The organism is Klebsiella sp. CN_Kp088 (genome assembly GCF_040064335.1).
GTDB lineage: Bacteria > Pseudomonadota > Gammaproteobacteria > Enterobacterales > Enterobacteriaceae > Klebsiella > Klebsiella aerogenes.
The window spans coordinates 1-13,918 of the sequence record NZ_JBEAIQ010000021.1 but is presented as its reverse complement, the minus strand read 5'-3'; the positions used below and the strand labels follow the sequence as shown (position 1 = coordinate 13,918).

The following is a 13,918-nucleotide window of genomic DNA, read 5'->3' as shown; positions in this document are numbered from 1 at the left end:
TAAATATGAACAGACTTTTAACTATTTTATGGCTGCTGTTAAGTAGCCCGTTCGCGTTAGCGAATCCATTTCCCGTTACCGTGGACAGCTGCGGTAAACCCATCACCTTTAATCACCCCCCACAGCGTGCGGTAATTAACGATCTTAATATGGCGGAAATGGCCTTCGCGCTCGATCTCCAGGATCGGATTGTGGGGCTAACCGGCATCACCGGCTGGTATAAACTAACACCACAGTTCAAAGCAGCGATGGGGGCCATCCCCGAGCTGGCGCCTAAATACCCGTCGCTGGAAACGCTGCTGGCGGTCCGGCCGGACTTTTTCTTCGCCGGCTGGAACTACGGCATGAAAATTGGCGGCGATGTGACGCCGCAGACGCTGGCGCCATATGGGATTAACACGTTGGTATTGAGCGAGAGTTGCGTACAGGCCGGTGGGCAGGCAAAGAAAGCCGACATGAGTTTGCTTTATAACGATGAACTCAAGTTGGGTAAGATTTTTGGCAAGCAACAACAGGCCGAGGCGCTGGTGGAAGGGTGGAAACGTCGGCTGGCGAACCTGCCTGTCAGGCCAGCGAATACGCCGCCGCAGCGGGTCTTTGTCTATGACTCCGGCGAGGATAAACCCTTTACCAGCGGCAAGTACGGGATGCCGACGGCCATTATCGAGGCGGCCGGGGGACGCAACGTGATGGATACTCTGGACGCGAACTGGACCACGACGAGCTGGGAGGCGGTGGCGGCCAGCGAACCACAGGTGATTATTCTGCTCGATTACCAAACCGGCACGGGAACCGCGGCGCTGCAGCGTGTACTCGAATCTCATCCCCTGATGAAACAGACGCCCGCCGTCCGGCAGCAGCGTTATCTTAAGCTACAGTATGCTGAATTGACTCCGGGTCCGGCGAATATTGCGGCGGTTGAGAAGCTGGCGCACCTCTTATATGCCACGGACGTGAAATGAGGCCGTCAATGCAACGTTTTGTTCTATGGACGGCGCTGGCATCCGTCATTTTATGCGGCATGATGATAGCGAGTCTGCAGTGGGGAAGTGTGGAACTCTCGTGGCGACAGGTGCTATCCGCGTTGGGCCTGGCATCCGCTCCCGTTGCCGAAATAGTGAAAACTATCGTCATTGACTTACGCCTACCGCGAGTCCTGCTGGCGGCGCTAACCGGCGCGGGGCTGGCGATCGTCGGCTTGCTCTTACAGACCACGACACGCAACGAACTGGCCGATCCGTTTTTGTTTGGCCTGTCTTCAGGCGCTTCCGCTGGCGCGGTGCTGGTGATCACCCGCTTCGGCGATGTACTGGGGCCACTCACGCTGCCGGGCTCGGCTTTCGTCGGCGGGATATTATCCGCGCTGGCGGTGATGATATTGTTTCGCGTCAACCAGCTAAGGCGAGCGGAACAGTTAATCATCTGTGGCCTGGCGGTGTCGTTTCTTTTCAGCGCGCTGACCAGCTATCTGGTCTTTTCCGGCGACCAGCGGGCGGCTGGTTCGTTGCTATTCTGGTCATTGGGCGGTCTGGGACTGGCGCGATGGGACAACCTGTTCATTCCCTTATTGAGCCTGGCGTTGTTGAGTGGATTTACCCTGCGCCGCTGGCGGGCGCTGGATGCGCTGTTGGCGGGGGAACAGACGGCCTGCTCGCTGGGCGTCGAGGTTGAGCGGTTGAGAAGCGAAACCTTCCTCTGCTGCGCGTTGGCTACTGCTTTGCTGGTTTCTATAACCGGGGTTATTGGTTTCGTCGGCCTGATGGTGCCTTACCTGGCGCGTCGGGCCGTTGGCGTCAGGCATCGAATGGCCGTGCCGATGTGCGGTTTGCTTGGCGCGATATTGCTCACTGGCGGCGATATACTCAGCCGAAGCCTGATAGCGAATCAAGAATTACCGATTGGTATTATCACTGCCGGGCTTGGCGGCGCGTTTATTGTCGGGTTGCTGATGCGGGCAATAGGATAAGCCGAGTCAAGGGAAAAAAAGAGATTGACCCATTATTGCGCGTAAATAATGGGTTCTATTATTTAAATGAATATTACTTGCCGGTAATAAAATCATTCTCCACTGTAGAAGGGAGATTTCTCCTGCTAGTGCGCTTTCAGACGAGGTAGAGTGTTTGTAAATAATTCGCCAAAAATATAATTGTGGCAAAAAGCCTTTCAGGCCAATATTGCTGCGGCCTGGCGATAAGTGATGATTTATATCAATGGAATAGGCATCATTGGCGCATGCCCCGTCCGTTAGTAAGTTTCTGGTTTAATTTACTGCGAAAAGCACCTATTGCAACGCATTATATTGTCATATTGCAATTGTCAGTTGCTTTGTTTTTTATTCTCTCGGTGAATATTCTTGATATCAATCTAAATATAGTTCATTAATCTGGGTGGTTAACTAAAACCAGCGATTCATTCTGAAACGGTTCGGATATATAAGGAATGTAATGAACGACGCCTTTCCGGGTGAGCGACTCAGTGCCCGTATTCATTTACAACTGGCACTGTATATCGAAATTGAACAGAGGGTTGTCGAGCTGTTGCTTAAATCCCTGAGCGTGAGTCGTTTCAGTAATATTAAAACCCATCCGCTAATCATTCAAGAAAAAATAAATATCAATAATAATAATTCAACTTTTCTCTTTCGAAATACCGTTCGCCAATCAGTTAGCGTGGTGAAATTAAATATCGGATTGATGAACACCTTATTGAAGAAGCAAGAGTAACGCACAGGAGGTGCGATGAAGACATTACGACCACTGTGGGGCAGGGGCCAGATGATCTCCCCACAACATTTTCAACAACAGGTGAATCAGGCGGCCTGGCAAAGCGAATGTATCGCCCGTCTGGGCGTGATGAATCCCTGGGGGATTATCCGCGTCGAATTTGACGCCGCATTGCTAAAACAGGGGAAGCTGAAGGCCAGCCACCTCTATATACGCTTTCCTGATGGAACGCTTATCGACAGCGATAATGCTGATGCGCTGCCTGAGGTCATGGTGTTGCCGCAAGCGGAAAGCCGCGAATTAACGGTGGTGCTGGCGCTGCCTCATGAGCATGAAAACGGCGGCAACTGCCTGCAGATGGAACAACGCGCAGAGCGGCCGGTACGTTGGCGTTTGGCCTGGCGAGAAGTACGCAACAGATACGGCGAAGACAGTCGACAAATTGCGGTGATGCTTGCGCAACTGACGCTGCGCACAGCGGATGACAATAACGGCGATTATCAAACCGTCGCCGTCGCCAGATTACGTCGCGACAGTCAGGATTGCTGGTCGTTGGATGAGGACTTTATCCCGCCGCTGCTGAAAGTGTTGGCCAGCCGCTGGCTGCACGAACAAACGGAACAGCTGACGAATCAACTGGGTGTGCGCCTGCAACGCCTGATGGCCATGCGTAGGGAAAGCAACGCCAGGATGGCGGATTTTGCGGTAGCGGATGTATCGCTGTTTTGGCTGCTGAACGCGCTTAACAGCGCGGAGCCGGTGTTGAACCATTTCCTGCGCCATCCGCAGGTACATCCGGAACGGCTGTATGAAGCGCTGGCCAGCCTGGCGGGCAGCCTGTTGACCTTCTCCCTTGACCATACCACGGCGGATATTCCGCCCTATCGCCATCAGGCGTTGACGGAAGTCTTTCCACCGCTGTTCAAATTACTCGGCGTACTGCTCGAAGCCAGCCTGCCATCCCGGGTTGTGGCGATTGAAATGACGCACGATGACCGGCGTAAGCGCTGGCATGCCCGTCTGCACGATCCAAGGTTGCGCGAAGAGGCCGATTTTTATCTCTCGGTGCGTTCCGCGCTACCTGCGGCGCAACTGCTGGAGCAGTTTCCGCAACAGTGTAAAGCCGGTAGCCCCGATGAGGTTGACCGGGTGGTCAACGGTTCGCAGCCCGGCATTCCGCTGAAAGCCATGAGTCATGTTCCCGCCGCTATCCCGCTGCGCCTGGAGAATCAGTATTTCACCCTTGATATGACTCATCCGGCGGCGCAGGCGATGCTGGCGGAAGGGAGTTGCGTCTTTTACGTGCCCGGCCTGCTGGGCGACCCTGAACTCGAACTCTATGCGGTGCTGCGCTCATGACCCAGGATATCAATATTGATGCTCTGCTGGCGGATAGCTGGCTAACGGTGACGGAACTGCGCCTTGGCGCCAAACTGGCCGAGGGGGAGGGGAAACATCTCTGGCAGCGTTGTGTAGACAACATTGAACAGGTGATGGCGCAGCTGGTGACCGCTGATATCAGCGAGGCGAACCGTCAGCATATCCTCTATGCGTGGTGTGCGCTGCTGGATGAAACCGCGAAAGGGCGCAATGAGGAAGATGACGCCTGTATCGCCTGGTACGATCGGCCGCTTGAGGTTAAATATTTTGGCGGCATGGAAGCCGGAGATGCGCTCTATGAGCGCATCCGCCAGGTGCTGCGCGAGCCGGCGCCGGATAACGCCGTTCTGACTTGTTTCCATCGGGTGCTGGCGCTGTGGTTTAAGGGGCGGTATGGCCTCAATGATCCGGCGCGCACAGCGCTCGTCAGCGCGCTTGGCGAGCGGGTACCGCCGTTTGCGGGCGATCCTCAGCAGCCGATTCTGGCGAATCTATCCGGCCGCCGCGGTCTGGCAGACTGGTTGCGCCGTTGGCCGATTAGTATTGGCGTGTCGCTGGTGCTGGTGGCCGCGTTGTGGTTGGGGTTGAACTACTGGCTGGATGGCCTGGTCGCGGCGTTGCGACTGGGAGGCGGACAATGAGCGCGCGCTATCAGCGCCTGCTCTGGCTGTGGGGCGGTCTGCTGGTGGTGTTGATGATCCTGCTGTTTCTGCCGTTATCCACCGGTAGCCGGGTGCTGGCTGTTGGGTTGACGGCGGCGGGCGTAGCGGTCGGGCTGGTCTACGTCGGGCGCCAACAACGTGAACGGCCTGCGGATGCCGACTGGCTGGTTGAGCTACCGTCGGCGCCGTATCGACTGCCGATTGTGCTGGTTTGCGGCGACACGGCGGACTGGCCGGGAGAAGGAGCGGTTTACCGTACGGCTCAGGGGTGCTGGCTGAGAGTCGCCACCGCCGCGTTGCAGCAGATGGTGCGTTATGTGCGCAATGAGCGCCCGGCGCTCATTGCGCAACTGGCGGTGATGTTCTGCATGCAGCCGCAACAACATGATGATGACGCGGCGCTGGCGGCGCGGCTACGCGAGTTGCGCTGGCAGCTTGCCCAGGCGCGGGGCGATACCCGTCGGGCGATACCGTTACTGCTGAACAGCTCTCTGTCCGGCGCATCGCTGGAACCGTTATGGCAGACAGCGCGTGCCGGAGAGACGTTGCAGGTGTGGCTGCCTGACGGCGTACCGTGCAGCAGCGCAAGCTGGTTGATGCAGGCTGATGGCGCTCATCGCCTGGCGGCGCAGCTTAGGATAAATGCGCTTGCCCGCTTTACGCAGCAGATGGCGTTAAACGTACTGGCGGCGGCAAGCGACGATGTTCCCCCGATCGCTCCGGCGGTCGTACTGTATCATTTCACGCCAGCCGGGGCGCCTGCCGTGGCGGATAATCTATGGCAGCGTTGGCTGTCTGAGCATACTTCCCTCAACTCACTACCGCGCTGGTTACCGGAAATTGCTGCAGAAACGCGGAAACTGCCGGATTTCATTTTACCGATACTGCCGCAGGGCGGCGGCATCACGCCGAAAAGCCGTGCTCTGCGGCGGGCATTCTGTCTGTTCTCCCTCGCGGCCCTGATTGCGCTGTGCTGCAGCGCATGGAACAACCAGCAACTCCTCCAGCGGGTTGGCTTTGATGTTCAGCGCTATGAACGGACGGCGATGGACGACCATGTCGCAAAAGCCCGCGCCGTACAGATTTTGCGTCAGGATGCGGCGCAACTGGACGCCTTCGCGCGTGATGGCGCGCCGCTGGCGCTGGGCCTTGGGCTCTATCGCGGCGAGCGTCTGCGTCAGCCGGTACTGGCAGCAATTCGTTCCTACGTCCCTCCACCTCCGCCGCCGAAAGCGGTAGAAAAAATCGTACCGAAAATTGTCCGTCTCGACAGCATGTCGCTATTCGACACCGGCAAGTGGACGCTTAAACCGGGGTCCACCAAGCTGCTGGTGAACTCGCTGGTGGGGATCAAAGCCAGGCCCGGTTGGCTAATCGTCATCGCCGGACATACCGACAGCGTAGGCGATGATAAATCCAACCAGACACTCTCCCTGAAGCGTGCCGAATCGGTGCGTAACTGGATGCGCGATACCGGCGACGTGCCGGAAAGCTGTTTTGCGGTGCAGGGTTATGGCGAAAGCCGTCCGGTCGCCAGCAACGATGCGCAGCAAGGCCGGGCGCTGAACCGCCGGGTCGAAATTAGCCTGGTGCCGCAGGCCGACGCCTGTCAGGTTTCGACGAACTCCGCTTCAACTCCGGCGGATGGCGCTTTCTAAACCGACCATCTCATGACTCTTCGTACGGACAGGTTTTCCTGTCCGTCGTTTTTGTTGCCGGGTACCGGGGTCAACACAATCTGCCCAACCTTGTGCGCTTTTGGGCTCCTTATCAACAGGAAACAGCGACGGGCGGTAGCGTGGCCGAAGGCGACGGAAGGGAGATAAAGAGCATGGCGTTTGATACAGGAAAATAAATCATGAGTGACATAAAGCCTCTGTTGTTCAACCACAGCCATCATCTGTTACAGGTGCATGGTTGTAACTCGTTGCTGGATGTTCTGTGCTTTGAAGGCGAGGAAAACTTAAGTGAGCCTTTCCGCTATACCATTGAATTTACCAGCAGCGATAAAGCCATCACCCCGCAGCAGATGTTGCTGCAAAACGCCTCGCTGACCTTGCAGGCGCCGGTTGACCAGGGATTTGGCATTAAGATCCAGCAGCCGGTGCGCGTTCTTCAGGGAGTGATCACCGCTTTTGAACGGCTTTCCACCGCAAAAGAGGAAACGCGCTACGCCTTGACGTTACAGCCGCGTCTGGCGCTACTGTCGAAGAGCCATCAGAACCGGATTTATCAGGATATGTCGGCGCCGCAGATTGTGGAGCACATTCTCAGAACCCGTCACCAGATGCGCGGGGAAGATTTTGTCTTTCAACTGGCGCATGAATACCCGCAGCGTGAACAGGTGATGCAGTACGGCGAGGACGATCTGACCTTTATCTCCCGCCTGTTGGGTGAAGTGGGGATCTGGTTTCGCTTTACCGCCGATACCCGGCTGAATATAGATGTGGCGGAGTTCTACGATGACCAGCAACACTACGAGACGGGACTGTTGTTGCCTTCGGTCGCTCCCTCCGGGCAGCATGACGGCGGGAACGAATCGGTGTGGGATTTACAGAGCCGACACCACGTAGTTGAGCGTTCGGTCTTTACTCGTGACTATAACTACCGTAACGCGCCAGAGGATATGAATCTCAACGTCAATGTCAGCCGTGGCGATAGTACCACCTACGGTGAAGCCTATCACTGGGCGGACAACTATCTGACGCCGGGTAATCGCTTCCAGCATACTCCGGACCCGGAGAGCGGGGCCTTTTATGCCCGTATTCGTCATGAGCGTTATCTCAACCAGCAGACGCGGCTGAATGGGGAAACCAACTGCGCGGCGCTGGCTCCCGGCCAGCAGCTAAAAGTGAGCGGCGGCGAAGAGGTGACGGACGTCTGGCGCCAGGGGGTGGCGATCGCTGCGATTCACTGTCGCGCCCGTCGCGATCGCAGCTTCGTCATGACGTTTCAGGCTATTCCCTGCGTAGAGACTTACTGCTTTCGCCCGGCGGTCATCAGCAAACCCAGAATGGCCGGGACGCTGCCGGCGCGCGTCACCAGCACCAAAATCAACGATCTCTATGGCCATATCGATCGCGACGGACGTTATCGGGTGAACTTATTGTTCGATCGCGATCGCTGGCAGCCGGGTGAGGAAAGCCTGTGGGTGCGCCAGGCGCGCCCTTACGCCGGTGAAACCTTTGGTCTGCATCTGCCGTTGTTAGCGGGCACCGAAGTGGCGATCGCTTTTGAGCAGGGGGATCCCGATAGGCCCTATATTGCCGGCGCGCTGCACGACTCCACGCACCAGGACCACGTGACGCTCTACAACTACAAGCGTAACGTGCTACGCACGCCGGCGAACAACAAGATTCGCCTCGATGATACACGGGGTAAAGAGCACGTTAAGGTCAGCACCGAATATGGCGGCAAGAGCCAGCTCAACCTCGGCCACCTGGTGGATCATCAGAACACGCCACGCGGTGAGGGATTTGAGTTACGCACCGATAGCTATGGCGCGATCCGCGGCGGGAAGGGAATATTTATTACCGCCGATGAACAGCTGAAAGCGATGGGCGCGACCGTGGAAATGGATCCCGCGAGTCAATTGCTCGGCAGTGCCGTTGTTCAGCTCAACGACTGGCAGGAGATAGCCCGCACCCACTACAACACCCCGCCGGATGTCAGCACGTTAAAGCAGTTCGTCGGCAAAGCCGTCAACCTGGCGAGCCCCGTCCTGCTGATGAGCGCGCCGAAAGGCATCGGCATCGTGACGGCGGAAACGACGCTGCTACAGAGTGGTAAAGGGTTGTACCTGCAAAGCGCCAGCGATATTGCGCTGGCCAGCGGCAACCGGCTGTCGGTGAATAGCAAAAACGCAATCTCGCTGCTTTCCCACCGCGAAGGGATGCGTATGGTATCGGTGAAAGGACCGCTGGAGATAGAGTCGCACGGCGACACGCTGGCGCTCACTTCACTGAAGGATATTACCGTGCAGTCAACGCAGGGACATCTGCAGCTTACCGCCAAAAATGGCATCACCCTGGGCTGTGGCGGCGGCTACATTCGCCTGACGCCGCAGGGAGAAATCCATCTTCACAGCCCGAGTCTGCTCAGTTTTAAAGGCACGCATAAGATGCAGGGGCCGGCCGGCGAGACGTTTCCGCTTCCCGATCTTCCCACATCGATATGTAAAGACTGCCTGATTCGTGCGCAAGAACTGGCTCAGGCTTTTGTGCCACGTGCCGCCTGACAATCGCTCATTGATATAACTTACCCGGAGGAACAGACCTTGAAACCCATTATTCGGCAGGGTGATACCTTGCGTGAGCATGGCGGTACGGTGATCGGCGGCCATTATCTCTGTTTTGGTAAAGGCATCGCCTGCAAAGGCGACCAGGTGAGCTGCAATGAACATGGCCTGACGGTCATAGCCGAAGGAAGCTCGCTGTATGAAGTGGATGGTTCTCCGGTGGCTCTTGACGGGCATCATTGCGCCTGCGGCTGTACGCTGGTGAGTTCACGCCCTGATTGCGAAGTCGCGCTATGAGACAGCTAACCGACTATCTGCCTTACAAAACCGCCACGCCGCCCCACAACGGACGGTGGTTGTCCGTCGGCGCGGGGATGACGCTTATCAGCGGAGGAGGCGCGGCGTTAATGCCTGCCGAAGCGCGTGGCGGGGCGTTAATAACCGTCGCAATCGTTAGCGCCATGCTTTTGGTCCTCATCATCTGGATGCTGCGTCTGCTTTATTACCGCCTGTCGGTTCACTACACCCAGTACTACCAGCGGTTGATCGATTTCGATCATCAAACGTGGTGGGCCCGGCATCAATATAGCGTTGGGCTGGTGGAAACGGTGCTGCTGGGGCCGGTGGGATGTGAACCCGAGCGCTGGCAGACGCTGCTGAAGCGAGAACACAAGGCGCCAAAAGAGAAACTGGAGGCCGGTGCGCGGGCGCTGCGGCTGATCCACTCGGACATCGTGGATATCGACCTGCGTGAACAGCAGCTAGCCCGAATGCTGGCGCAACAATGGCTGGCGCAACGTGGCGAACATCAACTTCCCGGCCTGAGCGGCTGTTACTGGCAGGGCAGCGAACCGGCGTGGCGAGAATTTTGCGCCGAGCTGCGCAAGCGCTGTCCCACCGCTCAGTTGCCGCATATGGCGGAACCCTGGCAGGGCGAGGCCAGCTTATCGGAGATTACCGCGCGAATTAATGAGTCCTGCGACGAATGTTTCATTCTGGTGGCGGGGTGCCAGTCGGTGGCGGCGACGGGGGATTCGGCGAGACCGGCGGGGGAATCCGCCGCGCTCTGGTTACTGGCCCGGGAGGGGGAGGCGCGGCTGACCCGCGGCGAGGTTTATGAAGGCGCCGCGGTGGAAAATATCCAGCAGGTCTGTCAGCGGGCAATGCAGCAAAGCGGGGCTGAACGTCCGCCCGATCCCTGTATCGCATTCACACAACCGCAAATCCCGGAACTGGCGCAAAGCGGCTGGAACAGCAACCAACTGCTGCAGGATGAAAACTGGGGTGAGACGGGGCAGATGGAGCAGCTCATCACCATCGCACTGGCGGCGATATTTGCCCGCCACTTTCATCAGTCTTGCGGCTGGATCGCCCGCGATCCGCGTCACCCTCTCTCACTAGGCATCGTCACCGCAGCAGTCCCGTCACCGCAACCTCAAGACAAGAAGGAATGAACATGGCGTTAATGGATCAGGAATGGATGAGCAAGCTGGAACAATTTGCGCGAAAACTCGCGCTGCGCGACGTCTATCTCATTGCCGATCAAGGCGTTTTAGACAACCCGTTATTGGATGGCTTAAATAGACTTTCTCCTCCGGTGCAGTGGTTCTCACTCTATCAGGGGCAACCGGAAGAGCCGCTGCTGGAGATGGCGCCTTTATTGATGCGGCTTGAGCCAGCTTGCTGGCAGCATCGTCAATGGATCGCCGATCTGATCGCCGCATTTTCCTGCAAGCCGGGTCTGCTGATCTTCCTCTCACCGCTGAGTTTTTCAACGCTCGCCGCCCACCTGCGCAATCTGGCCGACGGCGCATGGGAAGACCGTTCTGGCCTGGTGCGTTATTACGATACCCGCATGTTCCCGTTGCTGATGCAGCATGTGCTCACTGAAGAACAAAAAGCATGGTTTTTAGAACCGGTTTATGTCTGGAGCTATCGCGATAGAGACGACAAGATCTGCTGGCTGGAAGGCGAGTGTTCGCCTGTTCAGGCAACGATCCCGGAGGCGATCAAGATTAATTTCAGCGATGAGCAAATGATGAAACTGGATGTCGCTATCGATGCCCAGCAATTTACGGTTTCTGAAAAATTCAGCACCTTTTTTACCACCCAGGAGGAGAAATTTAACACTCTTTGGCAGCTCGGTTGGCAGGCGCATCAGCAGAATTTTATCGGCGATTTAGCTTCCTGGTTTGAAAGCCACTTTGAGGAATGAAACATCCTCCTTTTTGATAATTAATGGGTGATTATTAGTTCTGTAAGGACACATTAATGATAAAGCATATCCGTATTTTGCCCAGCGGGCTGGCGGTGCTGGCCGCCGTTTTTCTCTACCTGCTGACGGCCTGTCGCGATCACAGTCGCGACGGCATGAGCGCCGCCGACATAGCTGTCTTAAACCACGGTCCGGACGCCATCGTTTCGGTGGAGGTCAACGGCTACGGCGGGCCAAGAGCGAACTCCTACGGCGGCGGCGGCGGCTTCTGCTGTGTGATGGTGCCAGATGTCTGGCGCCCGGGGCTGACGGCAAAAATTACCTGGACCTCCGATCCTAACGCCTGGATGAAATCCAGTAATATGCCTGACAACTATTCGCAATACTATCAGCGCCATGGGCCAATTACCGTGCCCATTGAGCGCTGGGAGAAGGGGCAGGGCTGCGGTTTTGAAGTGCATTTCTTTCCCTGCGATAAGGTAAGAATTATACGCTCCTGTCACGATCGCTCATCTCCGGAATATCCGATACATCGTGCGCCCGATGAGGATCAAAAGGCAGATAACGTCATTTTTAAACATATCAAGGAGGAAGTTGTATGTCCGACACCGCAGATTCCACGCTGAATGCTCTGAAGGCGCTTATTGCCGCCTTCCAGAGCGGTGTCACCCTGGTCACTGTCAAAACGTCCACCGCGGAAGCGGCCAATTTTATTTGACCGCTACAAATATCATTATCACAAATATTCGGGAGGTATATATATCAGCAAAAATATAATTCTGTCATCACGTCATCTCTTAATAACGACGCATTTAATTTCTTTTGTAAGGACACATCAATGATAAAGCATATCCGTATTTTGCCCGGCGGACTGGCGGTGCTGGTCGCCGTTTTTCTCTGCCTGCTGACGGGCTGTCGCGACCACAGTCGCGACGGCATGAGCGCTGCTGATATAGCCGTTTTAAACCACGGCCCGGACGCCATCGTTTCGGTGCAGGTGAATGGCTACGGCGGGCCAGGCGCTAACTCCTACGGCGGCGGCGGCGGCTTCTGCTGTGTGATGGTGCCGGATGTCTGGCGGCCGGGACTGACGGCAAAAATCACCTGGACCTCCGATCCTAACGCATGGATAGACCCGAAACATATCCCTGGCGATCATGCGAGTCACTACCAGCACCATGGACCGATCACCGTGCCGATTGAACGCTGGGAGAAATGGCAGGCTTGTGGTTTTGATATCCATATTTTCCCTTGCGATAAGGTGCGGATAGTGCGTTCCTGCTACGGTCGAGCGGCCCCTGAATATCCGATACAGCCTGAGGCTGACGGACTAAAAAAAGCGCAAAATGTGCTTATAAATCATATTAAGGAGGAGATCGTATGTCCGACACCGCAGACTCCACGCTGAATGCCCTGAAGGCGCTTATTGCCGCCTTCCAGACCGGCGCCACTCCGGTTACGGTTAAAACCTCCACCGCAGAAGCGGCCAGCTTACCACCGAAGTTTCCCGGGCCGGATGATGAAAAGGAGAAAACGCCCGCGGATAACTCCACGCAGCAGAAAACCGAATACAACAAGCGCGGCCGTCTGCCGGCGAGCAGAACGCAGACCGAAGGTAACTACGCCAGGCAGTACCTGGAGGGGTATGTTAAAGAGTCAGAACATCCCTCGGACAAAAAAACGGAACCGGGCTGCCCGGCCAGCCTGCATACACAATTCGCCGCTGACTAATATTGCCCGGCTCTAACCTCTGGAAAACCGGTATTAATGTCTGTAGCGACCAATTTTATTTGACCGCTACAAATATCATTACCAGTTATATATGGGGTTCATCTATTAGCATAAATACAAGCAGTTAATTACGTCATTTATTAATAAGTCATCACTTTAAATTTGTAAGGACACATCAATGGTAAAGCATATCCGTATTTTACCTGGCGGGCTGGCGGTGCTGGCCGCCGTTTTGCTCTGCCTGCTGACGGCCTGTCGCGATCACCGTCGCGACGGCATGAGCGCCGCCGACATAACGTTGTTAAACCACGGCCCGGATGCCATCGTTTCGGTGCAGGTGAACGGCTACGGCGGGCCAAGGGCGAACTCCTACGGCGGCGGCGGCGGCTTCTGCTGCGTCATGGTGCCAGATGTCTGGCGCCCGGGGCTGACGGCAAAAATCACCTGGACCTCCGACCCTAACTCCTGGATGAGGCTAAGCGATATGCCTGACAACTATTCACAATACTATCAGCACCATGGGCCGATTACCGTGCCGATTGAACGCTGGGAGAAGGGTCAGGCCTGCGGTTTTCATGTGCATATTTTCCCCTGCGATAAGGTGCGGATAGTGCGTTCCTGCGTGCTCCCGGGGGGGCCGGTTCAGCCAGGTCAACCTGAATATCCAGTCCCTCAGTCTCCACCGGACTGGAAGGAAAGAGCTCAGAAAATACTTATCAAACATATCAGGGAGGAAGTTGTATGTCCGACACCGCAGACTCCACGCTGAATGCCCTGAAGGCGCTTATTGCGGCCTTCCAGACCGGCGCCACTCCGGTCACGGTTAAAGCCTCCACCGCAGAAGTGGCCAGCTTACCGCCAAAGTTTCCCGGGCTGGATGATAAAAAGGGAGAAAAGCCTGCCGATAAATCTACACAGCAGAAAGCCGAATACAACGAGCGCGGCCGCCTGCCGGCGAGCAGAACGCAGA

15 protein-coding genes are annotated in these 13,918 nt (G+C 56.4%); all 15 read left to right on the top strand.

Annotated elements, in window-relative coordinates; translation table 11 throughout:
- Positions 1-5 precede the first annotated feature (5 nt).
- The gene (locus ABLV08_RS10695; protein ID WP_348855838.1) at positions 6-962 is read left to right on the top strand and encodes an ABC transporter substrate-binding protein; all 957 of its coding nucleotides are present in this window, start codon (positions 6-8) and stop codon (positions 960-962) included.
- Positions 963-970: 8 nt separating this feature from the next.
- Positions 971-1,966: an iron ABC transporter permease gene (locus ABLV08_RS10690; RefSeq protein WP_074166500.1), complete on the top strand. Its 996-nt coding sequence runs from the start codon at positions 971-973 to the stop codon at positions 1,964-1,966.
- A gap of 478 nt (positions 1,967-2,444) precedes the next feature.
- Positions 2,445-2,723 (top strand): hypothetical protein, encoded by a 279-nt coding sequence (locus ABLV08_RS10685; RefSeq protein ID WP_032711901.1) that lies wholly within the window; start codon positions 2,445-2,447, stop codon positions 2,721-2,723.
- A 15-nt stretch (positions 2,724-2,738) separates the two neighbouring features.
- Complete coding sequence (gene tssK, locus ABLV08_RS10680; RefSeq protein ID WP_032714779.1) at positions 2,739-4,082, top strand: type VI secretion system baseplate subunit TssK; 1,344 nt, start codon at positions 2,739-2,741, stop codon at positions 4,080-4,082.
- The gene (gene tssL / locus ABLV08_RS10675) at positions 4,079-4,744 is read left to right on the top strand and encodes a type VI secretion system protein TssL, short form (protein WP_348855837.1); all 666 of its coding nucleotides are present in this window, start codon (positions 4,079-4,081) and stop codon (positions 4,742-4,744) included. The genes tssK and tssL overlap by 4 nt, the downstream gene beginning before the upstream one ends.
- A complete protein-coding gene (locus tag ABLV08_RS10670) occupies positions 4,741-6,423 on the top strand; it encodes an OmpA family protein (protein WP_348855836.1) in 1,683 nt (560 codons plus the stop codon). The genes tssL and ABLV08_RS10670 overlap by 4 nt, the downstream gene beginning before the upstream one ends.
- A gap of 200 nt (positions 6,424-6,623) precedes the next feature.
- The gene (vgrG, locus tag ABLV08_RS10665) at positions 6,624-9,002 is read left to right on the top strand and encodes a type VI secretion system tip protein VgrG (RefSeq protein WP_320896709.1); all 2,379 of its coding nucleotides are present in this window, start codon (positions 6,624-6,626) and stop codon (positions 9,000-9,002) included.
- A 39-nt stretch (positions 9,003-9,041) separates the two neighbouring features.
- Positions 9,042-9,299, top strand: a complete 258-nt coding sequence (locus ABLV08_RS10660; protein WP_015366096.1) for a PAAR domain-containing protein — start codon at positions 9,042-9,044, stop codon at positions 9,297-9,299.
- On the top strand, positions 9,296-10,456 hold the full coding sequence (locus tag ABLV08_RS10655) for a hypothetical protein (protein ID WP_348855835.1): 1,161 nt from the start codon (positions 9,296-9,298) through the stop codon (positions 10,454-10,456). The genes ABLV08_RS10660 and ABLV08_RS10655 overlap by 4 nt, the downstream gene beginning before the upstream one ends.
- Before the next feature lie 26 nt (positions 10,457-10,482).
- A complete protein-coding gene (locus ABLV08_RS10650; protein WP_225526371.1) occupies positions 10,483-11,217 on the top strand; it encodes a DUF4123 domain-containing protein in 735 nt (244 codons plus the stop codon).
- Between the two features lie 56 nt (positions 11,218-11,273).
- Positions 11,274-11,843 (top strand): DUF3304 domain-containing protein, encoded by a 570-nt coding sequence (locus tag ABLV08_RS10645; protein ID WP_100279690.1) that lies wholly within the window; start codon positions 11,274-11,276, stop codon positions 11,841-11,843.
- Positions 11,844-12,055: 212 nt separating this feature from the next.
- The gene (locus ABLV08_RS10640) at positions 12,056-12,625 is read left to right on the top strand and encodes a DUF3304 domain-containing protein (protein WP_348855834.1); all 570 of its coding nucleotides are present in this window, start codon (positions 12,056-12,058) and stop codon (positions 12,623-12,625) included.
- Positions 12,598-12,948: a hypothetical protein gene (locus ABLV08_RS10635; protein ID WP_226933593.1), complete on the top strand. Its 351-nt coding sequence runs from the start codon at positions 12,598-12,600 to the stop codon at positions 12,946-12,948. Before ABLV08_RS10640 ends, ABLV08_RS10635 begins: the two co-directional genes overlap by 28 nt.
- Positions 12,949-13,126: 178 nt before the next feature.
- On the top strand, positions 13,127-13,717 hold the full coding sequence (locus tag ABLV08_RS10630) for a DUF3304 domain-containing protein (RefSeq protein WP_348855833.1): 591 nt from the start codon (positions 13,127-13,129) through the stop codon (positions 13,715-13,717).
- Positions 13,690-13,918, top strand: a 229-nt coding sequence (locus tag ABLV08_RS10625; RefSeq protein ID WP_348855832.1) for a hypothetical protein, incomplete at its 3' end; no start/stop codon positions are given. The genes ABLV08_RS10630 and ABLV08_RS10625, both read left to right, overlap by 28 nt.